This window comes from Halorubrum sp. Ib24 (assembly GCF_002252745.1).
Classification (GTDB): domain Archaea; phylum Halobacteriota; class Halobacteria; order Halobacteriales; family Haloferacaceae; genus Halorubrum.
Map to the genome: position 1 here is coordinate 89561 of NZ_NHOX01000028.1, position 23255 is coordinate 112815.

Below are 23255 nucleotides of genomic sequence, written 5' to 3' on the forward strand. Positions count from 1 at the left end.
GAGTACGATCCAGTAATTAGGTCAGAGAAGCTCCGCTTTGTAGTTTTCTGAAATCAAACCAGATACCAGAAAAAGGAAATCCTAATCTCGATACTCGGAGATAATCGCACCGAGCACCCCGATTGTAAACCCGAGAATGATCAGCCAAACGGCCAACCGAGCGGGTATCTCGATAACGGGACGAATCCAGAGGAAACCACCAGTAACGACGAACAAGAGGCCCAGTAACAGCCAGTTTGTCGTATTTATGAGATATTGTGATGTGTGTGAATAGTGTGGTCAGAGGTCTGCGGCGGCAAAGCGCCGGTAGCCGAGCACCAGCGGAACGACGAGCCAGAGCGCGAGCACCGCGATGCTAGCCCACCCCGTGAGATAGAACGGGACCGCACCGTCCAGCATTCCGCCGAGAGTCAGGGCCGCCGCGGTACCGTCACCGAGGAACCACCCGAGGGCGTTCTGGTAGGCGGCCGATGGCGTGACGATGTTGAGGAACGCATACCAGCCCGGCACCGTCGCGATTCCGCCGAAGGCGAACCCGTTCACAACGAACATGACTGCCGGGGCTAGGAGATCGCCGAGGAACTCGAGGAGGACGAACACGCCGACCCCAAACGCCATGCCCGCCCGCCGCTCGTCGTCGCGGAGACGGCGACCATGATGCCCACGTACATGAGGGCAAATAGGAGCGTAACCGCGGCGAAGATCGCGTAGTCGACCGGCGAGAACGTCGGGAACAACGCGACGATCACCGCGAGCGTGACGGCGAGGCCGACGAGGACGGCAACCGCGAGCACCGCAGTACGGCCGATGAGCTTCCCGAGAACCACGTCCGCGCGGCTGTGTGGGAAGCCCAACAGGAGCTTGCTAGAGCCGCGTTCGCGTTCGCCGGCGATCGCTCCCGCACCGATGACGATCGCCGCGACCGAGACGAACAGCGTCATCACGGCCAGCAGGAGCGTCAGGTAGCCGAGGGTGCTCAGTTCACCGATATCCTGACTGAGTTCCGGGACGGTAGCGTAGAGGACCGCCAGCCCTGCAGAAAGGAGGACGAACGCGGCGGTGATTGCCCAGAGGGCCTTCGAGAGCCTCGCGTCCCGGAAATCCTTCCGAGCGACGACGGCCCAGCTCACGCGCGCACCTCCTGGCCGTCGGCCGAGGGAGTCACGACTTCGCGGTCGTCCTCGTCTGCGCTGCTCGTGGCCGTGTCGTCATCCGTCGTGTAGGCCGCGAACATCTCCTCGAGGGAGGTCTCCTCGACATCGAAGTCGACCACGGTCCCGCCGGCCGCCTCGACGGCGTGTATGACCGCCGTCTTCGCGTCCGGCGCACACGTCACGGTCACGCGAGTCTCGCTGTCGGCGTGAACGCCGGTCACGTCCGGAAGATTAGCGACCGCGTCGACCATATCGTCGGTCACTGACTCGACGGTGAGGACCAGTCGAGTGTCGGTCCCCAGCGCATCCCGAAGCGCGTCGATGGTGTCGACGGCGACCAGTTCGCCGTTCCGGAGGATCCCGACGCGGTCACAGACTGCCTCGACCTGTTCGAGGATGTGCGAGGAGAAGAACACCGTCGCCCCGCGGTCGCGCTCCGCCCGAATGATCTCGCGCATCTCGCGCGCCCCGTTCGGGTCAAGCCCAGTCGACGGCTCGTCGAGGATCAGCAGCTCCGGCGAGCCGGCCAGCGCCATCGCGAGGACGAGGCGCTGTTTCATCCCCTTCGAGAAGCCGCCGGCCTTCCGGTCGGCCGCGTCGGCAATACCGACGCGCTCTAGCAGTTCGATCGGATCGTCATCACTCTCTTTCGACGCGATTGCGAATTCGAGGTGCTGTCGAGCCGTCAGCCGATCATAGAGGTGATAGCCGTCCGGGAGTACGCCGACCGCCTGTCGCACGGCCAGCGACTCCGTCTGTGCGTCGTCGCCCAAAACGGTCGCCGTCCCTGCCGACGGGCGGACGAAGTCAAGGAGAATGTCGATGGTTGTCGACTTCCCGGCGCCGTTGGGCCCGAGGAACCCGAAAATCTCTCCCTCGCGGACTGTCAAGGAAACGTTATCGAGCGCAGTGACGTCGCCGTACTGCTTGCTCAGTCCGACAAGCTCGATTGCGATTCCGTCAGAACGGTGGCCGAGTTGTTCATCAAGCTGACTCATACAGCACTCAATACGGGAGGAGGCCGCAAGATTGTGCTCGCCGTACCTATCCGCGTTTTATATACTCTTTGTCTTCACCAACGCAGAGGACGGCCGTCGCCTGATTATTTAACTACCGTATGGGTACGGCACCAATCATCAGTCAACCCCCGTCATATACTTGGTTGAGATGAGTACTCAAGCTAGTCCGTCGAATCGACGGTTCTTGACTCGCCGCGCGTTCATCGGCACCGGAGCCCTCGTGGCCGTCGGATCGTTGTCCGGCTGTCTCGCTCGCGGCCCTTTCCAGCGGGACGAGGTGACAGAGGCCGTTACAGGTACATTTGCGCCACCCGATGTACAAGAAATACGGGTCACCAACGCCATCGGCGACGTGACCGTACGAGCGGTGAACACCGACGAGATCGGGGTCCGCGTTCTCAAACGTTCGGTCGTCGGTGCTCGGGGTCTCGAAGACATTACCGTTCGGATCGGGGTCGAGAGCGGCGTCCTCACCGTCGAAACGAGTCTCGCGGACGAGGTGACGTGGTTCACCCGCTCCTCGCCGGGGACGGATGTATCGATTACCGTGCCACAGGGCACTGCCGGACCGATCGTCTCCTCGGCCGCCTCTCGGCTCGGGAACGTCTCCCTGTTCGATACTCGCGGCGATACGATCGCCCGAACGAATCTGGGGGACGTGACTGCCGCGCGCGTCGACGGCTACCTCACTCTCGAGTCGGAGCTCGGAACGATCCTCGCCGACGACGTGACGGGGTTAGACCGCGTCCGAACCGAACTCGGCCAGATCAAAGTCGAGGTGGCGGGCCTCCGAACGGATGTCGAGATCGGCACCCGGATGGGCGACGTCGTCGTGGGCGTCGCCGAGACGCTGGACCTCGACGTGGTAGCCGAGTCCGACGCCAGTGTCGACTCCGACCTCCCGCTCACCGGAGGCCGGTCCGAGCGCCGGCGGGTTACCGGTCGGCTCAACGCCGGCGGGTCCCGCCTCCACGTCTTCAGCGACGTGGGCGAGGTCTCCCTGCGGATGATGTGAGGAGACGGGGTGTCGAGGACGTATCGAATGGCCCCTATTTTAAATTTAGAAATCCGAATTTGGCGATATCAGTCACAGAATCGGTTACCCCGGTACCGGCAGCCCCGAAACGGTTCGTTGAGGAGCCGCTGTACGGACAGTTCGAGCCTCGGAAACGTTGTTTGTGGCTTCGTTTCAGTCGTTTCTCGTCCCGGCGGCGTCGGAGACAGCTTCGGCGGGGTTCCCCGCCGGAGTGCCGGGGTCGGTCGCACCGGAGAGGTGCGTGTGTTTGAATCCGGTCGGATACTTTAGTCCGTAGCCAACCGCACGGTCAACTCCGATGTGAGCGGCCCAGATGAGTGCGACCCATATGACGGTCGCCATGCCGAACCACATCCCAGCCGCCCCGAGTGCGACTGGCGTGAGGTACGTGTGGAACGCGTTATAGACGGCACTGCCGACCCGAGGGCCAGCGAGGTACGCCACCATCGAGATGTCGGGGGCGAGCGCAAGGATCACGAACAGCCACAGCGGGCCACCAATCGTGAAATATGCTACCGTCGCCACAGCGGCGATCCCAGCCCCTTCTAACCGAAGTATGAATTTCGGGTACATGCCACGATTACGCTGGCCGAGAATAAATACTCGTAGTGAAGTGTGTGAACGAAGTCGCGTGACGGTTGTCGTCATTCCCGCTCTGCTGACTACATCCTCTGTATCTTGCATGCCAATACTGACACCGACAGTAGATTTCAACAAGCCCGACCGCGTAATTGTTGAAGCCGTCACCGGTGGCTCGTGTCTGTTACTGAGCGGGCTACGACTCGAATCTTCAGACCTGAAGGTTCACTCAGTTTTTGAGGTGCCATCTCGATCGATGGGCATAGCCGCACGTAGCGTGTCGCCGATGAGCGTGTGATGGGCCCGGCGCAAGCGGTCGGAGAGCGACTGCGGCGTGATACCCAGTTCCTCGGCCACGGCCGCCATCGACGCTTCACGCGGAAGATCGAAGTATCCCATCTGCCAGGCCGTCACCAGTGCGTCTTGTTGTTTCGGGGTGAGCCCGAATCTGCTACCGGTCTTGGCGTAGGTCATCTCGTGGAGGCGCACCAAGTCGAACGAGAATCCCCGGTCACGGAGGAAACGGGTGAACTCGCCGATACGTGCCTGGCTGTCGAATCGGATTCGGAGACCCCATCCATTAGCGTCTCCCCTGGCTTTGAGGATTGATGTTCCATCGCTCGTATACTCTTGGGCGAGGGATTCGACGTGGTCACCCCACGTCGCGCGGTACGTAGTGAGATTCTCGGCGTCTTGCATCCGGTGGAGGGTGTCGATCGAGTCGTCCGCACGGGCGGCGGTTTCGAAGGCCGCGTTCGATACCCCCGAGACGACGAAATACGGGGTCAGAGACTCCATATCCGAGGCGACAAGCCGGTCGATCTCGACCACCGTCGTCGGCTCGGCATCGAACGTTTCGGAGAGAGCGAGGGCTCTTGGAGGCACGCGGAACTCTCCAAATATGCTCATAGAGTAACAATTCTAAATGGGATTGAATAACTGTTCGGGAGGCAGTATAGTGTCAGCAGAGCTGAAGAGTCGGCACACGATTATCAATTTAGTCCTGTCGGCGTGCGCGACGGTGAACGAGGCCACCGAGAGCCGTCCAAGCGACTCCAAACGGCACGAGAAGATTATTGGACTGCAGTAACAGCATTCGCAGCGCCGCCGGCAGAACGTCGTAGGGGAGGAGCATCCCCATTGGAAGCACGGCTGCGAATACGAGAAGCACAGCCGTAATCGTCGGGCGATCAGGATCCTTCCACAGGCCGATTCCGAGCAAGCCTGCTCCGACGACCACGAGACTATATCCCCCATATGCAGCAATGAGAAACAGCGTATTCTCTCCGGCTGCGGGCACTACCCGGAAGCCAGCCGACACCAACGCGGTGACAGCCCGAACGTGTAGTCCTGCGACCAGAACCATCCCGGAAGCTACCACTCCGAGGCCGATTCGGCCAATTCGCCCGTACTGGTCGCCGAGAGTAGCTGGCACTCCGATCACCCCGCCTATCATCAGCGTCCAACCCAGTAGCCTGAAGACGTCGAATACGGTCGCATCGTATGGTCTGGTACCGAAGACGACGGGTTCCAGCAACGACGAGGCGGTCCAGCAGAACACTCCCACGACCGCACCGGTACCACACCACGCTATCGTCGAGGAATGCACCCTGCTACCGCTTGCTCGTCTACGGACCATCGAAACCCTGCCCGTCGGTCACGGGTCCACTCTGTTCGGAGTCGAATTCGGGCGTGTATATCATCAGGCTATGAGGTCAAGACGTGAATCTCCGCGTGAGGATGCCGTTTGAAAGATGGTATTAGCCATTTATACTGGCTATCTTATATTCGGTCGAACGTCAACATCCTTTCGTCGTACCCATTCGTAAGTGGTGTACAGTTAGGATAATCACGTGCTCGTTACCTAGCCGAGTCTATTTGCAATATTCCGTCCTATACATGGCGTTCCTGAAGTTTCTCTGGCGGGTGATGTGTTCCACAGTTCAATTCGATGAGTCCCTGAATCGCACCATAATCTCAGGACGACATCGAGAATACCGACTGTCCTACTGTGTCTCAATATATAAGGCACGGATGGATACGGCGGGAGCCATGTGTCCATACAGATCGTATCTATTGGTATGTCCTGAGCAACAATTGATGAAGAGACAGTTGTACAGGATCGCGACGAGCAGACGCAGCCGCTGAGCAGAACGTTCGATGTGGCTATCTCGTTGTTTCTCGTACTCGCAGAGCGGTTTTCGGAGCTGCCGGATACCTCCTCGCCGGGTTCGCGGACGTTGGGCGGGTCACGTCCTGGGTAGCTTCCGGACGGATTACATCGACTGAGATGAGTGACCCCGAACTGATCGACGCGGTCTACGCCTTCATTTTGGGGAAACGGAGTCAGCTTGACACTAACCGGCGTGATGCTGGTCGTGGCTGGTATCGCGTTCTTCGGGTTCCAGACCCGCGCGCGACGACGCTTCGACGCAACCGGGATTGTATCGCCGAGCACGACCGGAAACGCCATCCTCGGGGCGATGGTCACGATCGTCGCGTCGTTCGTGCCGTTCTCCCCCGTCATCGGTGGCGGGGTCTCTGGCTACCTCAACCGCGGATCGGATAGCAGTGCCGTTCGAACTGGTGGCTTGGCTGGCCTATTCGCCACCATCCCGGTCATCACCGTGTTCGCAATCGTCATCTGGAGTCTCCTGGGGAGCGCCACGGGGCTGACGGCGATCATCGTCGCTACCCTGGCATTCTCGCTGATAATCTCTGTGGCGTACATGGTCGGCCTGAGCATCCTCGGTGCCTACCTGGGCACCCACCCATCGTTCGCTAACACGTTCGGTGACGCCGAATAGAGGGAGGATCGGGTTCAGGCTAGCAGATATCGGCGGCCCCGTCTTCGCCCGAAAATACTACTACTCCCGTTCCGAATATTCTTGGTTCCCCTTTCCGGCTATCGGGGGTTCACGCAGCCTTCATGAGAGTCGTAGTTATCGCGACACCAACCCGAAGACAACGCCAGCGAGTAGACAGCACTAGGGGTTGAAACCTTTCTGCGACGGTACCAGTATATGGAAACTGGATGGATACGACGGGACGGTACCACCCCTGTACCGTACGTCTCTGGTTCGGCCGTGACATCTCGGAGAGTGTAAGGACGCTTGGTGGCACGCGGAACTCTCCGAAGATGCTTCTAGAATAATAGTTCCCAACTGAACTCAATAGCTGTTCGGAAGAGTGTCTGTAGTGGCGAAACCGAGGCTTAGTACGGTGCCACGATGTTTCCCCACTCTCGTCGGCGATCATCCGCGAGGGCTCACTGTGTTTCGAGAAACACTGTAGCAGTTCGGCCCGATAATCGTGCGGCCTGGTTTAGGATGTAGGTGGTAATCCCGAGGGCAATAATGCCGATAGGAACCGCTACGATCGCTTCCGGTAATGTATCAATCCTTCAGACGCCGAGTTGGATGCCGTCTTCAACGAGGGAATAGGTGAGTGGTGCCGTGAGCAACCCGATTGAGACGGTCAGTGTCGTCACTACGAGAGTAAAGGACGCGATGCCGACCGGGAACTTCAAAAGCAGATAGCAAAGCCCCACCCAAGTTGAACGCGCCGTCAAGCGAGTCCTCGCTCGCGACCAGATACCCTCGTCCACCCCGGTCTCCATATCGTCGGGTGCTTGAATAGCAAGCCCAAGGAGGTTGTTTGCAAGGCGGCGTTCAAACGAGGCCAGCCGGCGACTCCCAATTACGACAGCGATCAAGAGCGGAATTCCGAGTAGCGTAACCACGAGTCCGATGGCGAGTGTCAATCCAGTTGTTAGGACGACAAAATACAGTCTTCCTAAGGGGAACGTCAGCAGGAGATAGAGGAGATTTCGGTATGTTCGGGGGCGGATAACTGATCCGAGCGTCTGACTCAATAGTGACTGCTGTCGGCGATCCTCGGACGTGCTAACAGTTCGTGCAATGATGTTTTGTGGTATAACTTTGTACCCCAGTTCTATCCAGATGGCCGTTCGACAGCATCAGGACTGATCTCAGCTTCACCACCAGCTTGGGCGGCACGCCGGTCCTGCCAGAGGAGCCACATCCCCATCAGACCGACCACGACTGACAGGCCGAGATACGCGAGTATGAACGTCGTCGTTTCCTCAGCACCGATTGTGGCGGGGACCAGCGGAAGCGTGATGTCGGCCGCGACGTGCCAGACGACGAGCGGCCAGAGGCTCCCCAGTCGGAACGCAACAGCTGCCAGGCCGATCGCCATCGGAATCATCAGGACGACCCCGATCAGCCAGTCACCGACCGATGCACCGAATATCACCTGCGAGACGTGGGATAGCGCGAACAGTGCTGCAGTCACGAGGGCGGCGAACAATCGCCCCTTCGATTCGAGGGCGCGGAGTAACACTCCTCGGTAGAGGAGTTCTTCGCTGAGACCAGCACCCAGTGCGCTCCCGACGACGATGACGAGCAACGCGACCCATCCGGATAATGTCGCGCCCTCAGTGAGCGAAACGTCGGGAATGGCGATTCCGAACGCGAACGGGAGGGCCACGAACCCGAATAGCGGCACGAGATACACCAGCGCACGGCGATTGACCGGTGCGGCCAAGCGGATCTTGCCCCACCAGCCGAGCCACGCGACGAGCCCGATGACGAATGCGACCAAGATCCAGTTCGTGATCAAGGAGATGCCATCGAGCGTGAGGCTCGGGAATACGGCGCCCAGTATGTATCGCGTGGCGATGAATAAGGCGACGATGAACCCGAGGGTTCCGACCGCGAAGCTCAGCGGGCGACGCTCGACGAAGGTTGTCATATGAATAGAGACGTCTGAACAGCACAAGTGTTCTCGCACAGTACCCATCCGTGTTTTATATACTCGGTCTTCACCATCCATGCCGTCCGACAACGACAAGATGGGTATCTCGAGCGGGAAGCTCACTCCTCGTCAGGGCCAAACCGTTCATCCAGAAATCCCCGAATATGGTCGGTTACACGTTCTTGGCCTGGTAGCGAGAGGAAGTGCCGTTCGCCAGCCAGGGTGATACACTCGACGAGTGCTGGTAACGTCTGCTCGACACGCGGACGAATTCGACTCGCCGGGAAGAACGGGTCCCGTTCGCTCAAGATGACTAGGGTCGGCGTGTCGAACGCGCCCAGGTCTGCCAGGTCGTCCGGACCGGGGAATGAAGCCTGAAGATCGCCCGTCCGGAGTGCTTGCCCGACAGTCTCGATGACGACGTCGTCGACAGTTTCTATCGAATCGCTGAACATCGGGGCCAGGGCACGGCTCAATAGCCCTCGTCGTGGGACGACTCGATACGCCAGCGACAGAACGACGATTCGGGCGAGAGCCGACGAGAGGGGAGTACCGAACCCTGCGGGAGCGACCAGTACGGATGCAGCGATTCGGTCAGGGGCGTGAACTGCCGCCTCCAAGAGAACTCCCCCACCGTGAGAGACCCCAATCATCGCTGCCCGATCGATTCCGAGGTCATCGAGCACGTCGACGACCCACGGACCGTACTCGTCGGGTTCGTGCGGGTCGCTCCAGCCGGGCTGTCCGGGCGTATCCGGCGCGATGAGGTAGTACTCGCTGGAAAGTTCCTGAACCCACGCGAGGGTCACCGGATTCGTGACGTTGCCGCCCTGGAACACCACTACCGGCGGTGCAGTTGCATCCCCAGCAGTCAGGACGTGCGTTCGGCCTGTTCTGGTCTCGATCCACCGGTCGGTAACGGGGACATCGAGGAGTACGCTGATGGCGTCGTCGTAGAGGTCCCCGAACCGAGACACCCTGGCAGGTCGAATACCGCCGTCGACCGAGCCAGCAGATTGCTCGGAAAACTCCATGCTATCAGTGGCAGCGGGTTCGCGACCAGAGCGAGGTCGTGTATTCATACTAGTGACACGTCGGGTGACGCGATATAGTTGCGTGGCCACTGGTTCGCATAGCGACCTGCCCGCCTCTATCGAGGCCGTAGCCGCGCTAGGTGAACGCATGGGTCACTACTGGTTTATCATCTCTGCCCCCCTCTTAGCGGTAGATATGTCCTCAGAAGCCGTTTTGACAGATGTAGAGCAGTCACTTGTCGCCACCGTCACGACCGAGACGGTCCCTGGCCACGAGATTGTGGAGGTGCTCGGTATCGCCCGGGGCAACACTGTCCGAGCACGGAATGTGGGACGCGATATCACCCAGGGGATTCGGAATCTCGCTGGCGGCGAACTCAAGTCCTACTCGACGTTGCTTGCCGATGCCCGAGATCAGGCCATCGAGCGGATGGAAGCGGACGCACTTGAGATGGGAGCGGACGCCGTCGTGAACGTCCGCATGGAAATGTCGGAGGTCACCCAGGGCGCGTCGGAAGTGATCGCCTACGGCACAGCTGTCAAACTCGCTTAAAAGACTCCCTGTCGCTCTGTCCCGGCCTACGATCTATATGCATTGAGAGCACCGGTCTCAACTATCAATTAGTATTGAAAAAACTCTCTCGCCGGTCCAGTTCGAATACACAGACGCCCGTGACCGCTCTCTCGAGTAACCGAGAGATACCCATTAACGAGACATATATGTCGCGGACAGTCACGGAAGGGACACGTTCGCCGCGAGTTCACGACATTTGCGGCAGCGGTGCGTCCGTCCGCGTCGAGGTGTCCGAGCCCGCGTCAGAGGTCAATTCCGCTGACTTCGAACCGGGCTCCGCCGCTCGCTGACGCTCCGACTCCGATCTCCCAGCCGTGGGCCTCCGCGATTTCGGCGACGATCGCCAGCCCGAACCCCGTTCCGTCTCCCGTCGTCGTATGACCCCACTCGAAGACGTCGTTCCTCTCGTCCGCCGGGACACCCGCCCCGTCGTCTTCGACGTAGAAGCCACTCCGGTCCGACCCGTCGAGCGTTCCGACCCGAACAGCCACCGACGACCCGCCGTGGTCGCTGGCGTTCTCGAAGAGGTTTACGAAAAGCTCGTGGAATCGGTCTCGGTCCGCTCGAAGGGTCGTCGAGGACTCGATCTCGAGCGTCGCCGGCGCCATGTCGCAGTCGACCCAGACGGTCTGCGCGACCGCCGCCAGATCGACTTCGGTCCGCTCGTGAATCAAGTCGCCTTCCCGGGTGAGCTGGAGGAGTTCCGACAGCATCTCTTCCATGCGATCGGCGGCGTTCTCGATCGCGTCGAAATGCTCCGAACCGCCGGTCTGTCTGGCGAGCTCCGCGTGCCCCTGAATCACTGAGAGGGGATTTCGGAGGTCGTGTGAGACGATACCGGCGAACCGGTCGAGCCGCTCGACCTTCTCTTCTAATTGCCGGCGGTTCCGGACGCGATCAGACACGTCCCGGAGCATCGCGACCATCTGCTTCGGTTCGGCGTCCGCCGCGGCATCGCCCCCGTCTGCCGGCTCCAGCGCCGCTCCGGATATCTCCGTCGGGACCTCGTCTCCGTCCTTCGTCAGGCACGTCAGGTCGTCGGTGAAGCCGGTTCCTTCCGTTTTGACCTGTGAAATAAACTCCTCGCGGACCCGAGCGATGTCGTCTGGGTGGATGGCTTCGGGGTCCATCGACAGGAGCTCTTCGCGGGAGTATCGCAGCAGCTCGCACGCCCTCGGGTTGACGTCGACGAACGACTCGGTCCCGAAGTCGACGATCATGACGGCGACGTTGTTGTGCTCGAATACCTTTCGGTACCGCTCCTCGACGGACGACCGGCCGCCACCGTTTTCGCTCGCTTCGACGTCTCTACCCCCCGTCGGTTCGTTACCCATGTATCGGCTGTCCTCGTCTGAAATTCCAGTGTCTCATTCGGTCGATCGGGCCGCACGACGGCATATCACTCCCCGCGGCGGAAAGCCTGTTTTCCGTCACTCTGAAGCAGGTTCGTCCTCGGGTGAGATAATATTTCACAGGCCCGACGGGCGGGAGTCACTCGCGCCGGCCGATCGCCGGTGCCCCTCTCGAGGCGACGGTTCGGCTCGTCCCGGGTGTCGCGACTCCCCGTGGTACCACGGCATCGCGAACACTGGATTTATTCCGGCTTCCGAGCGTCGTCGTCGACGAACGTCTCGCAGGTGAGACAGTACTCGCGCTCATCTTTCAGCTCCGATGGCTCGATGATCGCGAGCCTGCTCTCCGTTTCTCGACCGCAGGTCGGACAGGTAGCGTCTCCGCTCATGGCTCGATCCGTTGGTCCAGCTCTACGCTTCGTCCCCGAAGTTCTCCTCGTACGCGTCGGGGTGATTCTCTTTGGCGTGATCTTTCAGCTGGTCGAGCGTGTCGAACGTCGCGCCGCAGTCACAGGCGTGGATATCGCCGTCGTCGTGATCGTGGTCTGACATCGTATCTGATAATGTGCGGACCACGATTAAATAGCCCCCGCGGAAGTGTACGCCAACCGCCTCGGCCGACGCACACTCATGAGTCGACAATCACGCGATCACAACGGAAGCGGAGGATCGGACAGGGCGGCGGATCGAGACGGGAAGACCCCGCTCTCGACGCTCACGGCCGAGCACGCGAAGCTCCTCTCGGAGATCGGGACGGAGTTGAGCGAGTCGAGCGACGCGATCGAGTCGCTGTCTCGCGGCGCCGCGGAGGCGAACGCGTCCAGTTCTGACACGGCTTCGCTGGCGGAGACGGCACGTGGATCGGCTCGGGAGGCGAACGCCGATGTCGACGAAGCGAAGGTCGCGGCCGCCGCGGCCGAAGAGAAGTTGGAGACCCTCCGCGAGACGGTCACCGAGATCGACGACATCGTCGGGATGTTGAACGAGATCGCCGACCAGACGAACATGCTCGCGTTGAACGCCTCGATCGAGGCCGCTCGCGTGGGTGAGGCGGGCTCCGGCTTCGCTGTCGTGGCGGACGAGGTCAAGGACTTGGCCGAACAGGCACAGGAGCGCGCGACGGAGATCGAGGCGACCGTTGAGGAGGTGCGATCGACCGCAGACGAGACGATAGATCAGATCGAAACGGTCGACACGCGTACCGACACCGCGGCGGCGTCGATCACGGACGCGGTTGACGACCTCCACGGGATCGCCGACAGCGCGGTTCGGACGTCGGAGAACGTCGACCAAGTGACCGAGACGACGCAGGCGTACGCGGACAACCTCGACGACATCGCTCGAGACGTGATCGACGCGATCAGTCAGGCGAACGAGCTGAACGATCGAACGGATGAGGCGACGGGTCGATAATTTCGTCCGGCCCCGGGCAACCGGCTACGCTCGCCTCACAGCTCCATCTCGGTCGCCGAGTCGACCTCGAACCGGGTGACCTCCGGCTCGCCGGCGAGCAGGTCGGGCAACGCCGCCTCGAACTCCTGGAAGTGGTCGGTCTGCGAGTGCGCCTCGAACGCGGCCTCGTCCTCGTACTGCTTGAAGAACCGGACGACGTTCGGATCGTCCACGTCCGTCGCCGGTCGGTAGTCGATCACGCCCGGCTCGGCGCGGGACTGCTCTGCGAGGTCGGCGATCAGTTCGAGCGCCTCGGCGCGCTTGTCCGGGTCCAGCGGGAAGACTGCGTGTAACACGATCATGCGATCCCCGCTCGTCGGCCGCGACGAATAAACCCCCGTCGCGAGGGCGTTCGACTCGGGCAGACGGAAGTAACGGCTCGCGAGGCAAACGCCAACGTGAGCCGCAAGAAATCCCGTTACGTCCGCGTTACGCGTGAGACCCGTGATTGATAATCGGCACCGACGAATTAAATCGAAGACCGTCACAGCCACCCACATGGACTCGCGACAGATCACAGGTTGCGTCCCGCTTGACCGTCGGTGGAGGTGGGGTGCGTGACGTCGGATCAAAGCCGCCGCGGAGCGGTTCGAAGCAGACTCGTCCCCGCCGTGGTGGAACAGAACCGGCTCGTCAAGTTCGGCCTCTCGATCGCCTTCGTCATCGCCGCGATCGCTGTGACGGGCCTGTTTACGATCCGGCAGACGGCCGGGGTCGTCGACCCAGCCGCGCACGCGGCCGTAACCCGGAACATCCTCCTGATCATCGCCGTCGCCGTCGTCGGTCTCGGAGCCGTCAGGGTGGGACTCGCCCGCCCGACGATCCGCGAACTCGACGAACTCGGTCGACGGGCGGAGGCGCTTGAAGACGGCGACCTCGACGTCGACCTCGAACCGAAGACGGACGACGAGATCGGCCGGCTCTACGAGTCGTTCGGCGCGATGCGAACCGCGCTCAGATCCCGGATCGAGGACGTGGAAGCGGAGCGCGAGCGCGCCCGCGAGGCGAAACGCGAGACGGAGCGGTTCGCCGACGCCCTGGAAACCCGCGCCGAGGCCTTCGCGGGGACGATGGGAGAGGCCGCGGACGGCGACCTGACCGCCCGGCTCTCGGTCGAACGCGACGACCCGGAGGGGCTCCGCGAGATCGCGGACGCGTTCAACGAGGCGCTGTCGGAGCTCGAGACCACCGTCTCCGACGTGCGCCGCTTCGCCGGCGAAGTGGCGGACGCGAGCGACGCGATGACGACGAGCGCGGAGGAGGTCGCCGCGGCCGCCCGCGAGACGAGCGGGTCGATTGACGAGATATCCGCCGGCGCGGAGAAGCAGAACGATCGGCTCGTCGAGATCGCCGGCGAGATGGAGACGATGTCCTCGACCACGGAAGAGGTCGCCGTCTCGGCCGAGCAGGTCGCCGCGACCTCCGAGCGAGCCACCGAACTCAGCGACGAGGGGCGGTCGGCGACGCGGCGCGCCGTCGAGGAGCTCCACGCCGTCGAGGAGCGCTCCCGGTCCGCCACGGAGACCGTCAGTCAGCTCGAAGACGGGATGGAGCGCATCGGCGTCATCGTCGACACGATCACGGAGATCGCCGACCAAACGAACCTGCTGGCGTTGAACGCCTCGATCGAGGCGGCGCGGGCGGGCGAGGCGGGCTCCGGGTTCGGCGTCGTCGCGGAAGAGGTGAAGAGCCTCGCAGAGGAGACGAGCGAGGCCGCCGCGGAGGTCGAGTCGCTCATCGCGGAGCTCGAAGAGCGGACCGACGAGAGCGTGACGGAGATGGCGGCGATCCAGGAGCGGATCGACGCGGGCGTCGACACTGTGGAGGCGGCGGAAGCCGCGCTCGCCGACATCGACGACCGAATCACCGAGGCGGACGACGGGGTCAAGGAGATATCCGACGCGATGGACGAGCAGGCCCGTGCGGTCAACGACGTGACGACATCGGTCGACGACGTCGCCGAGATCAGCCAGCGGACCTCGACGAACGCCTCGTCGGTCGCGGCCGCCGCCGAGGAGCAGGCCGTCTCCTCGGACCGCGTCTCCGAGAAGGTGGAGGGCCTAGCGGATCGGACGACCCGCCTCCGCGAGTCGCTCGCGACGTTCCGGACCCGTGACCGGGGCGACATACCGTCGGCCGAGGGGCAACGCAGTGACGCGCCGTCGGCGGCCGACGACTGACGCCGCGCTGGTTGGCGCGGTATGTCTCGGTCTCCGGCCCTCTCCTCGCCGGTAACTGGGTCGTAACGAGGTAACTGAGTCCCCCGATAGGGTTTATATTGAACGCACCTGCGGGCCCGTATGGGAAAGTACGCGGTGTTGCTCAGCGCCGGTCCCGACAGGACCGGGAGCGCGCTTAACGGGGTGGAGTACGCGCTCCGGCTCGCCGACGACGGCCACGACGTGCGGGTGTACCTCGACGGCCGGGCGACCCGATGGCCCGGCGAACTGGCGACGCGAGCCGACCACCCGCTTCGCGACAACCTCGACCGGGCAGTGGCCGGCGATGTCGAGATCGCCGCCTGCGCGTTCTGCGCGGCCGCGTTCAATGCGACGTCGGGCTGTCGAACGGAGGGCATTCCTCTTCTCGGAACGGCCGGAGAAGAACACGGACCGGACGTCGCGGCCCTCGTCGACGACGGATACGAACTGCTCACGATGTCGTGAGGCCGGACCGACCCCGTTGTGGACGAGGGGCAGGTCCGCCGTCCCATCGGAGCGGCGACCCTCTCGTGCGGCTGGTTTCTTAAGCGAGCGCACCGAACGAATCAGACGAGAGACGTTCGAATGATCCACTCACGCCTCGCGTCCCGGCGCGCTCCGACGCCATGACGGGGACCTCCGAATCCGGTACCGCGTCGGGCGACGAAGCCACCGTCTTCGAGCGCCTGTTCGAGCACACCCCGGACGCGGTCCTCGTCATCGACTCCGAGGCGAACCGCATCCTCCGCTGTAACGACCGGGCCTGCGAACTGCTCGGATACGATCGGGAGCGTCTCCTCGCACTCGGACCGCCGGACATCCATCCGCACGACTACGAGGTGTTCGAGGAGTTCGTCGAACGCGTCCGTGACAGCGGAAGCGGGTTCACCGCGGAGCTGTCGTGTCACACGCGGGACGGCGAAGTCGTCGCCGTCGACGTCACCGCGACGACCGTCCGGTTCGATGGAGACGACCGGATACTCGCGATCGTGCGGGACGCATCGGCGCGTACGAAGCGCGAGCGGGAGCTGCGCCGTCGATCGGCGGCGATGGCCGCGGCCGACGACGGGGTCGCCGTGCTCGACGGCGAGGGTGCGGTCGTCCACGCGAACGAGGCGTACGCCTCGCTGTTCGGGTACGACGACCCGGAGGCTATCGCCGGTGCGACGTGGGGCGCACTGTACGCGAATCCGGACCGATTCGAACTCGACTGCCGACCCTCGGTCGCCGAGTCGGGCGAGTGGCGGGGGGAGTTAACCGTCCCGCGGGAAGACGGCGACGACGTGCCCGTCCGAGCGTCGGTGACGGGACTGGAGGACGGCGAGTTCGTCTGCGTCGCTCGCGACGTGAGCGAGGAGCGTCGCCGGGAACGCCGGCTCACGGGGTTGACCGAGGCGAGCCGCGACCTCCTCGCCGCGACCGACCGCGACGACGTGAGCCGGATCGCGATCCGGACCGTCGTCGATATCCTCGGCCACGAAATCGCCTGCGTCAGACTGTACGACGCCGACGCCAACGAGTTGGTTCGGACGGTCACGTCGGACGCGGCCGCGGAGCTCGTCGAGTCGGCGCTCGCGTACGACCTCAAATCGTCGAACGCCGGCGCGGCGTACCGGAGCGGGGAGACCGTCCGGAACGGGTCGCCGACCGACGAGGCGTACACGGACGACCCGTGTCGGGCCGAAGTCCACGTGCCGCTCGGCGAGTTCGGCGTCCTCAGCGCCTTCGACCGCGAGGCACCGATGGGGGCGGTCGACGTCCGGCTGATCGAGCTGTTCGCCGGCGTCGTTCGTTCGGCGTTCACCCGTGCGGAGCGCGAGGAACGACTCCGGACCCGGCGGAGCGAACTGGAGCGCCGCCGCGAGGAGTTGGCGGCGGCGGACCGATTCAACACCCTCGTCACCGAGGTCATTCGCTCGGTCCTGCGAGCGACCAGCGGTGCGGCGGTCAGGCAGTCGGTCTGTGACGAACTCGCCGGCTCGTCGCTGTACGAGGCGGCGTGGATCGCGACCGTGGAGACGAGAGACGACGCCGACGCCGTGACGATCGACTCCAGTGCGGTCGCGACGGGCTCGTTCAGCGAGACCGACGAGGAGTCGTTCCTCACGTCGCCGTTCGCGCGCCGACTGGTCCGGAAGGCACACGACGCTGACACCGCGGTCGTCGAGCGCCGACGCTTCGAGTCCGAGAGCCGTGACGAAGCCGAGTCGGTCGCGGACGACGAGTCCATCGCCGCGGCGGTCCCCGTCGCCTGCGGCCGCCAACGCTTCGGCGTGCTCGCCGTGGCCGGGGCCGAAGAGAGCGGGTTCGCCGAGGCGACGCAGAGCGGCCTCGAACTGCTCGGTGAGACGCTCGGGTTCGCGATCATCGCCGACCGGCGCCGGAACACGCTGATCGAGAGCGACTCCGTCGAACTGGAGTTCTCCTTCGAAAGCCCGCTTGGGGATCTCTCAGCGGCGTTCGACTGCCGGTGTGATCACCTCGGGAGCGTCACCGACGCGGGCGACGCCCACGCCTACGAGACGCGGATCACCCACGGCGACTTCGCCGAGATCCGCGCGTTTCTCGACGACTACCCCGCGGTCCGAGAGTGTCGCCTCGTCGAGCGTCGCGGCGCGACGTGCGTCGTCGAGATCACGGTGGCGGGCGCCCCACCGGGGCTGCTTGCCGAGGCCGGGTTCAGTCTGGTGTCGTTACACGCGAGCGACGGCGACACGAGACTGATGGCCGAGGTCCCAAGCGACGAGGACGTTACGCGCGTACTCGACACGCTCTCGGAGCACTGGGACGGCGTCGAACTGGTCGCCAAGCGCCAGACCCCGACCCGCAGGGCGGACCTCCCGGTCCCGATAGACGGCGCGGCGGGCCTCACCGACAGGCAGCGGTCGGTACTGGAGACGGCCTACGAGGAGGGATACTACGACTGGCCCCGTAGGCACACGGCCGAAGAGGTTGCCGAGAGCCTCGGTATCGCCTCGGCGACGCTGCACCAGCACCTGCGCGCGGCGGAGCACACCCTCGTCTCGTCGTTCGTCGACGACGAGCGAGAGTGACGGAGTGACCCGGGACCCTATGTGTCTCGGTACCCCTCCACCGAGACACGTAGCGTGGGTGACCATACTACTGGGGAGTGACCCCAGAACCATGAGCACCGAACCGATCCCGATATCCCGTCTCGACGGCTCACACGAGCGCACGCAGCGCCTCCTCATCGAGGTCGCCGACGTCTTGGGTCACAAGTGGCATCCGGTCATCCTCACCCAACTGCTGAACGGGGAGCCGCACACGTTCAGCGAGCTCGGGGCGGCGATCGACGACGTGTCGAACAAGATGCTCTCGGACAGCCTCTCGACGCTCGAATCAGAGGGGCTCGTCGACCGAGAGGTCGTCAGCGAGAAGCCGGTCCGGGTCCGGTACACCCTGACCCGCCGCGGGCGGGAACTAGAGTCGGTCCTCGATCCGATGCTCAGGTGGGGTCGCGAGCATCTCGCCGGCGATGTAGTCGACCGTCCGCGGGAGCCGGCCGGCCCGCGTCTCCCGGGTCGCCCCGGCGGGGAGGAGGTCGCCGATGAGTAGTCGCTCCGACCGCGGCGGCAGCGCGACCGCAGACGCTCTCGCGACGCGCGGGACCGGTGGCCGGTCGGACCGGGACGACGGGCTCGCAGTGGAGGAGCCCTCCCGCGAGGAGGTGCTCCGCACCGTGTTCGGGCTCGGCGGCCACGACGTCCGGACGTACGACGCGGTCGCCGAGTCGCCGGGATCCACCACCCGGGAGCTCGCAGACGACCTCGACCGCGACCGTAGCAACGTGAACCGGTCGCTGAACCGGCTCCGAGAGGTGGGACTGGTGACGCGGAACCGTCGCCTACTCGATGCGGGCGGGCACGTCTACCAGTACTCCGCCGTCGGATCGAGCGACGACGTCGTCGCGCGGGCGGTCGACCGCTGGCGGTCGGCCGCGCTCAACGCGGTTGTGTCAGAGTAGCGCAGTTTTCACAGCAGTCAGGAGTCGTCGGATTTGCTCGACCGGTTTCGCTGCGCCCACGGTTGCAGAACCGCGTAGACGGCCTCGTTCATCGGGACGGCGACGCCGTGCTCTCGACCCCGCCGGACGACCGCGCCGTGGAGGGCTTCGAGCTCCATCGGCTTGTCGTGCGTCATGTCGTAGTGGAGCGACGAGTACGAGTCCGCGCCGAGGCCCTCGGCGAACTCCATCCACCGGCCGACGGTCCCTTCCGGGAGCTCGATCCCGGCGGCCCGGCCGACCCGACACGCCTCCTGAACGATCCGTCGGTACATCTCCCGGGATTCCTCGTGGCTCCGTATCTCGCCTAGCGGGAGGCGCACCGCCGCGGTCATCCCGGCCTGGGCGCAGATGAACGCGGCCTTCTCCCAGAGATCGGTCCGTATGGCGTCGGACAGCTCGGCCTCCATTCCGTCGGCGCGGTCGCACCGCTCCAAGAACCGCTCGGCCCGGTCGCTGTGCGCGCCGTCCAGTTCGCCGAAGGTGAAGCTAGTCGGACCGCCGGTGTGTTCGACGACGCCCGGCTCCGCGATCGTCGAGAAGATGTAGGCGACACCGCCCATGACGTGCTCCCGGCCGATCTCGGCGGCGAGCGTCTCCTCGTTGTCGAGGCCGTTCTGCAGCGAGACGACGGCGGTGTCGTCACCGAGAAGTGGCCCAAGCTCACGGGCCGCCGCCTCGGTGTCGAATGATTTGACCGTGAACAGCACGACGTCGCAGCGGCCGACGTCGGCCGGGTCGTCGGTCGCGGGGAGATCCGCCGAGAAGTCCCCGTCGACGCTTTCGACGCGAAGGCCGTTGCGGCGGAGCGCGTCGAGATGGTCGCCTCGCGCGATGAGGTGGACGTCGGCGCCGGCCCGAGCGAGACGACCGCCGAAGTACGCGCCGACGCCGCCCGCCCCGTACACCGCGACCTTCACCGGCCCTCACTCTCCGTCGGAATCGGACTGGAGTCTGACATCGTTCGGTACGGTTCGGACCGGTCGTGTTAACCCTTGTCTACTCCCGCCGGTCGCGCAGTTTCCAGGTGGTTCGCCGATCGACACGACTTCTTCGTCGCGGCGGGCGTCGCCGGAGAGCCTTCCCGCACGCCGGTCAGTCGGTCCCGCCGTCTGGCGCGAGCCCGAACGCCTCGTCGCGGACGTGGTGTTCGACGAGTAGCAGGTACGTCGCCTGGCTCCACTGGAGGTTCGAGTTCCAGCGGACCCGACCGCCTCCGTCGACGGGCTCCGGGAGGAGCCCGGCCGTCGTCGTCCACTCGTGGACGTCCTCGAACACGTGGTCCGCGACGGCGTCCGAGCCGCTCCCGCCGAGCCGCCTGGCGACGTCGGCGTACGCCTCGCAGAGCGGCCAGCCGCCGTCTTCGACGGTCCCCGTGGGCGTGTAGCGGTCGCCGGGGTACCGCCCGAGACAGGGCGAGTCGCCAGCGACCCACGCCTCGTCGGCGGCGGCGTCGAGGGTCGCTGTGACGGCGTCGCTCTCGGCGTCGGCGACGTTCCACGGCCAGACGGCCATGAACGACGCCGCGTCCGGCCGGGCGTCGGCCGGCGGATCGGCCGGTGTCTCCGGGCTGTCCGCCGTGACGAGGGCGTCGCCGTACGGCGTGGACTTGAAACAGTACTTCTCGAAGTTATCCGCCCACACCGCCGCCCGCTCACGGCACTCCTCGGCGAACGCCTCGTCCCTGTGCGCGTCGGCGAGCTCCCCCATCGAGCGCAGTCCGGCGATCGCCGCGGCGGTGCCCTCGGTGCTGTGGCCCCAGATCTCCTCCCACGGGTCCTGGTGTTTCTCCGGGAAGCCGTAGCCGTTGTCGTACGAGAGGAGGAACTCGGCGGCGCGCCGGGACATGTCGTAGTGCTCGTCGAGGAGGTCGTCGTCGCCCGTCTCCCGCCAAACGAGCCAGTGGGCGTATATCGGCCCACCGATTTGGTCGAGTTGGAGCGCCCGCCAGTGGGCCTCGCCGGTGACGAAGTAGTTCTGCCACCACGTCCCGTGCCGGTCGATGCCGCGGTCGTCGACGACGTCGCCGGTGATCTGGTTCTCGTCGAACCACCGTAGCGCGAGTCGCGCCTCGCGTTCGGCCCCGGCCGCGACCAGCGCCTGCGTGATGATAACCTGATCGCGGGGCCAGATGAACTTGTACGTCATATCGCTCGGCTTGAACGCGCCGGCGATGACGCCACAGCAGCCGTCCTGCGCGCACTTCATCGCCGTCAGCGATCGCTCGTACAGGTCGTTGACATCGGGGTCGTCTGTCGGCCCGTCCGAGACCGTCTCGTGCCAGTCTTCCCACGCCGCCGCGAACGACTCCCGCTCCGACTCGTAACCGCGGTCGAGGAGCCGGAGGGCGTGCTCGACCGCCGCCTCCTCGCCGTACCCGAATCCCACCCCAGTGAGCCACGACGCCGCGTCGGTCTCGCCGACGTACAGCCCGACGCCCACGTCGAGGTTCCCCTCGGCCCGGTCGGTGTCGTCGATGAATCCGTGGTTCCTCTCGTAGATATCCGCCCACGCGCTCCGGTCCGGGCCCTCCGTGACGCCGGTGTGGCCGATCCGGCGCCCGTCGAAATCGCGGTCCCCGTCGCGGTCCTGTGCTATCGCCACCCACCGGTCGCCGTCGGTCGCGACCACTAGCTCCGCGCCGTCGCGCTCAGTGACGAACGCCTCCTGAACCGCGTTGGGGTCCTCGTGGTCGTGGCCGTGGATTCCGAGGTCGGCGACGGTGTAGAAGGTCCGCTCCGCGACCGTCTCGAACGCCACGTCTGTCTCGATCAGCAGGCCGCAAGTGTCCACGCTCGCGACGACGCGCTGCGTGAGGGTCCCGGTCGATCCGTCCTCGTCGAAGCGGTTCTCGAGGGTTATCTCCGGGACCTCGCTCGACGCGTACGAGACGTCGCTCTCAACGGCGTCGTCGCGGGCGTCCAGCGTGTGTTCCTCGTCGGCGTTCCACGCGAGTGTGTGGAGATCGTAGAATAACTCGATGTCTGACCGAAACGCCGACGTCTCCTCGATAATTGCGCCGTGACGGTCGCGCTGAGGATCGTCGTATCTGTTCGCGGTCAAGAGGACGTTCGCACCGTCGTCGCGCGGCGCGCTGAGAATCGCGTCCTTGTCACTCGGTACCGACGGCGCGTTCGACTCGACTGGCATGGTCGGTGAACGATTGGTGCGTTGATAAGACCGAGGCGATAATGTACTTGCGTTACCATTCGGCATGATCATGTTCGACTCTTCGCCGGTGAGCCGATGGTAACCCGTTTACCTCGTGGTTCGGGAAGCGATATGAAGGCGTAGGCCCTCCGATCCGATATGTCATCTGACGCGGCTTCCGGCGGCGGTGCGAAGACAGACGGTATTGTCGACGTGGAGAGCGCGGAGTCGTTCCATGAGGCGGTCGCAGAGAACGATCAAGTCGTCGTCGACTACTTCGCGGACTGGTGCGGTCCGTGTAAACAGCAGACGCCCATCCTCGAGGAGCTGTCCGGCATGATCGACGCGCCGATCCTCGGCGTCGACACCGACGAACACAACGGACTCGCCGCGGAGGCGGGCGTCCGGTCGATCCCCACGGTCGCGGTCTACCGCGACGGCGAGGAGATCGAGCGGTTCGTCGGCGTCACGGGAGCCGACACGATTCGGGCGGCGCTGGAGTGAGGACGGGGAGCGCTGAGACGGTCTGGCGGACATCGGATCGCGGCGGGCGTCGACGCGTCTTCGCATATCAGTTCGGACCCGATGTATTCTCAGCCCTTGACATCCTCTCCGCCCTGAAGGGCGAAGATTCCCACGGCACCGTACCGCTGGGTTGGGGTGTTTACTGTTTGTAGCTGTCTCGGTGACGGCTACTGGCTGTGTCAATCAACCGTTACTCCTATCCCGACTTGGGATTCAGAGGTACTTCTTACTGCACCCTGAAATCCACAACAGAAAGGGTGCTTTCTGTGTGGGTTCGGGCCATCCCGATATTGTCCGATTAGATGGGCGGGTAGACCGCCTCGGCTACCGAGTAGTACGAGAATCACTCACTTGAACCACCCGACCAGAAGTTCCT

At 64.1% G+C, this 23255-nt stretch carries 25 protein-coding genes; 10 read left to right on the plus strand and 15 right to left on the minus strand.

Annotated elements, in window-relative coordinates:
* Window positions 1-279: 279 nt before the first annotated feature.
* From DJ82_RS15480 to DJ82_RS07515, 3 genes are read right to left on the minus strand one after another with little or no spacing between them, the layout of a single operon-like run.
* Window positions 280-618 (minus strand): ABC transporter permease subunit, encoded by a 339-nt coding sequence (locus DJ82_RS15480; RefSeq protein ID WP_094581469.1) that lies wholly within the window; start codon window positions 616-618, stop codon window positions 280-282.
* Window positions 564-1130 (minus strand): ABC transporter permease, encoded by a 567-nt coding sequence (locus DJ82_RS07510; RefSeq protein ID WP_094581470.1) that lies wholly within the window; start codon window positions 1128-1130, stop codon window positions 564-566. Before DJ82_RS07510 ends, DJ82_RS15480 begins: the two co-directional genes overlap by 55 nt.
* A complete protein-coding gene (locus DJ82_RS07515; protein ID WP_094581471.1) occupies window positions 1127-2152 on the minus strand; it encodes an ABC transporter ATP-binding protein in 1026 nt (341 codons plus the stop codon). The genes DJ82_RS07510 and DJ82_RS07515 overlap by 4 nt, the downstream gene beginning before the upstream one ends.
* A 373-nt stretch (window positions 2153-2525) precedes the next feature.
* Here DJ82_RS07515 and DJ82_RS07520 point away from each other — a divergent pair, with 373 nt between their 5' ends.
* Window positions 2526-3188, plus strand: a complete 663-nt coding sequence (locus DJ82_RS07520; RefSeq protein WP_094524462.1) for a hypothetical protein — start codon at window positions 2526-2528, stop codon at window positions 3186-3188.
* 174 nt (window positions 3189-3362) lie between these two features.
* On the opposite strand, the gene DJ82_RS07525 is transcribed toward DJ82_RS07520, so the two are convergent.
* The 3 genes from DJ82_RS07525 to DJ82_RS07535 all read right to left on the minus strand — a co-directional run bounded on the left by DJ82_RS07525 (window position 3363) and on the right by DJ82_RS07535 (window position 5355).
* A complete protein-coding gene (locus DJ82_RS07525; protein ID WP_094524463.1) occupies window positions 3363-3782 on the minus strand; it encodes a DUF4260 domain-containing protein in 420 nt (139 codons plus the stop codon).
* A 231-nt stretch (window positions 3783-4013) separates the two neighbouring features.
* On the minus strand, window positions 4014-4697 hold the full coding sequence (locus tag DJ82_RS07530) for a helix-turn-helix domain-containing protein (RefSeq protein ID WP_094524464.1): 684 nt from the start codon (window positions 4695-4697) through the stop codon (window positions 4014-4016).
* 88 nt (window positions 4698-4785) lie between these two features.
* A complete protein-coding gene (locus DJ82_RS07535; RefSeq protein WP_094581472.1) occupies window positions 4786-5355 on the minus strand; it encodes a hypothetical protein in 570 nt (189 codons plus the stop codon).
* A 784-nt stretch (window positions 5356-6139) separates the two neighbouring features.
* On the opposite strand from DJ82_RS07535, the gene DJ82_RS07540 reads away from it, so the two are divergent.
* Entirely contained in the window at window positions 6140-6595 is a 456-nt protein-coding gene (locus tag DJ82_RS07540; RefSeq protein WP_143420525.1) for a DUF5518 domain-containing protein, read from the plus strand.
* Window positions 6596-7191: 596 nt separating this feature from the next.
* On the opposite strand, the gene DJ82_RS07545 is transcribed toward DJ82_RS07540, so the two are convergent.
* The 3 genes from DJ82_RS07545 to DJ82_RS07555 form a co-directional block, all read right to left on the minus strand.
* The gene (locus tag DJ82_RS07545) at window positions 7192-7662 is read right to left on the minus strand and encodes a sensor domain-containing protein (RefSeq protein ID WP_158217292.1); all 471 of its coding nucleotides are present in this window, start codon (window positions 7660-7662) and stop codon (window positions 7192-7194) included.
* A gap of 80 nt (window positions 7663-7742) precedes the next feature.
* Window positions 7743-8564 (minus strand): CPBP family intramembrane glutamic endopeptidase, encoded by an 822-nt coding sequence (locus DJ82_RS07550; protein WP_158217293.1) that lies wholly within the window; start codon window positions 8562-8564, stop codon window positions 7743-7745.
* Window positions 8565-8686: 122 nt separating this feature from the next.
* Window positions 8687-9601, minus strand: coding sequence for an alpha/beta fold hydrolase (locus DJ82_RS07555; RefSeq protein ID WP_158217294.1), 915 nt, complete (start codon window positions 9599-9601; stop codon window positions 8687-8689).
* 196 nt (window positions 9602-9797) lie between these two features.
* On the opposite strand from DJ82_RS07555, the gene DJ82_RS07560 reads away from it, so the two are divergent.
* Window positions 9798-10154 carry a YbjQ family protein gene (locus DJ82_RS07560; protein ID WP_094581476.1) on the plus strand — a complete coding sequence of 119 codons (357 nt, stop codon included), beginning with the start codon at window positions 9798-9800 and terminating at the stop codon, window positions 10152-10154.
* A 263-nt stretch (window positions 10155-10417) separates the two neighbouring features.
* Here the strand turns inward: DJ82_RS07560 and DJ82_RS07565 are convergent, their stop codons facing one another.
* The 3 genes from DJ82_RS07565 to DJ82_RS14795 form a co-directional block, all read right to left on the minus strand.
* Window positions 10418-11509 (minus strand): PAS domain-containing sensor histidine kinase, encoded by a 1092-nt coding sequence (locus DJ82_RS07565; protein ID WP_094581477.1) that lies wholly within the window; start codon window positions 11507-11509, stop codon window positions 10418-10420.
* A 260-nt stretch (window positions 11510-11769) separates the two neighbouring features.
* Window positions 11770-11916 carry a hypothetical protein gene (locus DJ82_RS14790; protein ID WP_158217295.1) on the minus strand — a complete coding sequence of 49 codons (147 nt, stop codon included), beginning with the start codon at window positions 11914-11916 and terminating at the stop codon, window positions 11770-11772.
* Window positions 11917-11938: 22 nt separating this feature from the next.
* A complete protein-coding gene (locus DJ82_RS14795; RefSeq protein ID WP_158217296.1) occupies window positions 11939-12079 on the minus strand; it encodes a hypothetical protein in 141 nt (46 codons plus the stop codon).
* A gap of 78 nt (window positions 12080-12157) precedes the next feature.
* On the opposite strand from DJ82_RS14795, the gene DJ82_RS07570 reads away from it, so the two are divergent.
* A complete protein-coding gene (locus DJ82_RS07570) occupies window positions 12158-12940 on the plus strand; it encodes a methyl-accepting chemotaxis protein (protein ID WP_241881459.1) in 783 nt (260 codons plus the stop codon).
* A 35-nt stretch (window positions 12941-12975) separates the two neighbouring features.
* Here the strand turns inward: DJ82_RS07570 and DJ82_RS07575 are convergent, their stop codons facing one another.
* Window positions 12976-13281, minus strand: coding sequence for a putative quinol monooxygenase (locus DJ82_RS07575; protein WP_094581478.1), 306 nt, complete (start codon window positions 13279-13281; stop codon window positions 12976-12978).
* 255 nt (window positions 13282-13536) lie between these two features.
* Between DJ82_RS07575 and DJ82_RS07580 the strand changes: the two genes are divergently transcribed.
* The 5 genes from DJ82_RS07580 (at window position 13537) to DJ82_RS07600 (ending at window position 19165) form a co-directional block, all read left to right on the plus strand.
* On the plus strand, window positions 13537-15159 hold the full coding sequence (locus DJ82_RS07580; protein ID WP_241881460.1) for a methyl-accepting chemotaxis protein: 1623 nt from the start codon (window positions 13537-13539) through the stop codon (window positions 15157-15159).
* A 120-nt stretch (window positions 15160-15279) separates the two neighbouring features.
* Entirely contained in the window at window positions 15280-15645 is a 366-nt protein-coding gene (locus DJ82_RS07585; protein ID WP_094524477.1) for a DsrE family protein, read from the plus strand.
* A gap of 161 nt (window positions 15646-15806) precedes the next feature.
* Window positions 15807-18233: a PAS domain S-box protein gene (locus DJ82_RS07590; RefSeq protein ID WP_094581480.1), complete on the plus strand. Its 2427-nt coding sequence runs from the start codon at window positions 15807-15809 to the stop codon at window positions 18231-18233.
* A gap of 91 nt (window positions 18234-18324) precedes the next feature.
* Window positions 18325-18756, plus strand: coding sequence for a helix-turn-helix domain-containing protein (locus DJ82_RS07595; RefSeq protein WP_094524479.1), 432 nt, complete (start codon window positions 18325-18327; stop codon window positions 18754-18756).
* Window positions 18749-19165 carry a helix-turn-helix domain-containing protein gene (locus tag DJ82_RS07600; protein ID WP_094524480.1) on the plus strand — a complete coding sequence of 139 codons (417 nt, stop codon included), beginning with the start codon at window positions 18749-18751 and terminating at the stop codon, window positions 19163-19165. The genes DJ82_RS07595 and DJ82_RS07600 overlap by 8 nt, the downstream gene beginning before the upstream one ends.
* Window positions 19166-19182: 17 nt before the next feature.
* On the opposite strand, the gene DJ82_RS07605 is transcribed toward DJ82_RS07600, so the two are convergent.
* Window positions 19183-20124 carry a 2-dehydropantoate 2-reductase gene (locus tag DJ82_RS07605; protein ID WP_094581481.1) on the minus strand — a complete coding sequence of 314 codons (942 nt, stop codon included), beginning with the start codon at window positions 20122-20124 and terminating at the stop codon, window positions 19183-19185.
* A 175-nt stretch (window positions 20125-20299) separates the two neighbouring features.
* On the minus strand, window positions 20300-22354 hold the full coding sequence (locus DJ82_RS07610) for a glycoside hydrolase family 15 protein (RefSeq protein ID WP_094581482.1): 2055 nt from the start codon (window positions 22352-22354) through the stop codon (window positions 20300-20302).
* A 159-nt stretch (window positions 22355-22513) separates the two neighbouring features.
* Here DJ82_RS07610 and DJ82_RS07615 point away from each other — a divergent pair, with 159 nt between their 5' ends.
* Window positions 22514-22858 carry a co-chaperone YbbN gene (locus DJ82_RS07615; RefSeq protein ID WP_241881461.1) on the plus strand — a complete coding sequence of 115 codons (345 nt, stop codon included), beginning with the start codon at window positions 22514-22516 and terminating at the stop codon, window positions 22856-22858.
* Window positions 22859-23255 lie beyond the last annotated feature (397 nt).

Coding starts and splice junctions, on each gene's coding strand:
- DJ82_RS15480 (WP_094581469.1), bottom strand. CDS start 618: ATGGCGTTTGGGGTCGGCGTGTTCGTCCTCCTCGAGTTCCTCGGCGAT.
- DJ82_RS07515 (WP_094581471.1), bottom strand. CDS start 2,152: ATGAGTCAGCTTGATGAACAACTCGGCCACCGTTCTGACGGAATCGCA.
- DJ82_RS07525 (WP_094524463.1), bottom strand. CDS start 3,782: ATGTACCCGAAATTCATACTTCGGTTAGAAGGGGCTGGGATCGCCGCT.
- DJ82_RS07530 (WP_094524464.1), bottom strand. CDS start 4,697: ATGAGCATATTTGGAGAGTTCCGCGTGCCTCCAAGAGCCCTCGCTCTC.
- DJ82_RS07550 (WP_158217293.1), bottom strand. CDS start 8,564: ATGACAACCTTCGTCGAGCGTCGCCCGCTGAGCTTCGCGGTCGGAACC.
- DJ82_RS07555 (WP_158217294.1), bottom strand. CDS start 9,601: ATGGAGTTTTCCGAGCAATCTGCTGGCTCGGTCGACGGCGGTATTCGA.
- DJ82_RS07560 (WP_094581476.1), top strand. CDS start 9,798: ATGTCCTCAGAAGCCGTTTTGACAGATGTAGAGCAGTCACTTGTCGCC.
- DJ82_RS07565 (WP_094581477.1), bottom strand. CDS start 11,509: ATGGGTAACGAACCGACGGGGGGTAGAGACGTCGAAGCGAGCGAAAAC.
- DJ82_RS14790 (WP_158217295.1), bottom strand. CDS start 11,916: ATGAGCGGAGACGCTACCTGTCCGACCTGCGGTCGAGAAACGGAGAGC.
- DJ82_RS14795 (WP_158217296.1), bottom strand. CDS start 12,079: ATGTCAGACCACGATCACGACGACGGCGATATCCACGCCTGTGACTGC.
- DJ82_RS07570 (WP_241881459.1), top strand. CDS start 12,158: ATGAGTCGACAATCACGCGATCACAACGGAAGCGGAGGATCGGACAGG.
- DJ82_RS07575 (WP_094581478.1), bottom strand. CDS start 13,281: ATGATCGTGTTACACGCAGTCTTCCCGCTGGACCCGGACAAGCGCGCC.
- DJ82_RS07585 (WP_094524477.1), top strand. CDS start 15,280: ATGGGAAAGTACGCGGTGTTGCTCAGCGCCGGTCCCGACAGGACCGGG.
- DJ82_RS07590 (WP_094581480.1), top strand. CDS start 15,807: ATGACGGGGACCTCCGAATCCGGTACCGCGTCGGGCGACGAAGCCACC.
- DJ82_RS07595 (WP_094524479.1), top strand. CDS start 18,325: ATGAGCACCGAACCGATCCCGATATCCCGTCTCGACGGCTCACACGAG.
- DJ82_RS07600 (WP_094524480.1), top strand. CDS start 18,749: ATGAGTAGTCGCTCCGACCGCGGCGGCAGCGCGACCGCAGACGCTCTC.
- DJ82_RS07610 (WP_094581482.1), bottom strand. CDS start 22,354: ATGCCAGTCGAGTCGAACGCGCCGTCGGTACCGAGTGACAAGGACGCG.
- DJ82_RS07615 (WP_241881461.1), top strand. CDS start 22,514: ATGTCATCTGACGCGGCTTCCGGCGGCGGTGCGAAGACAGACGGTATT.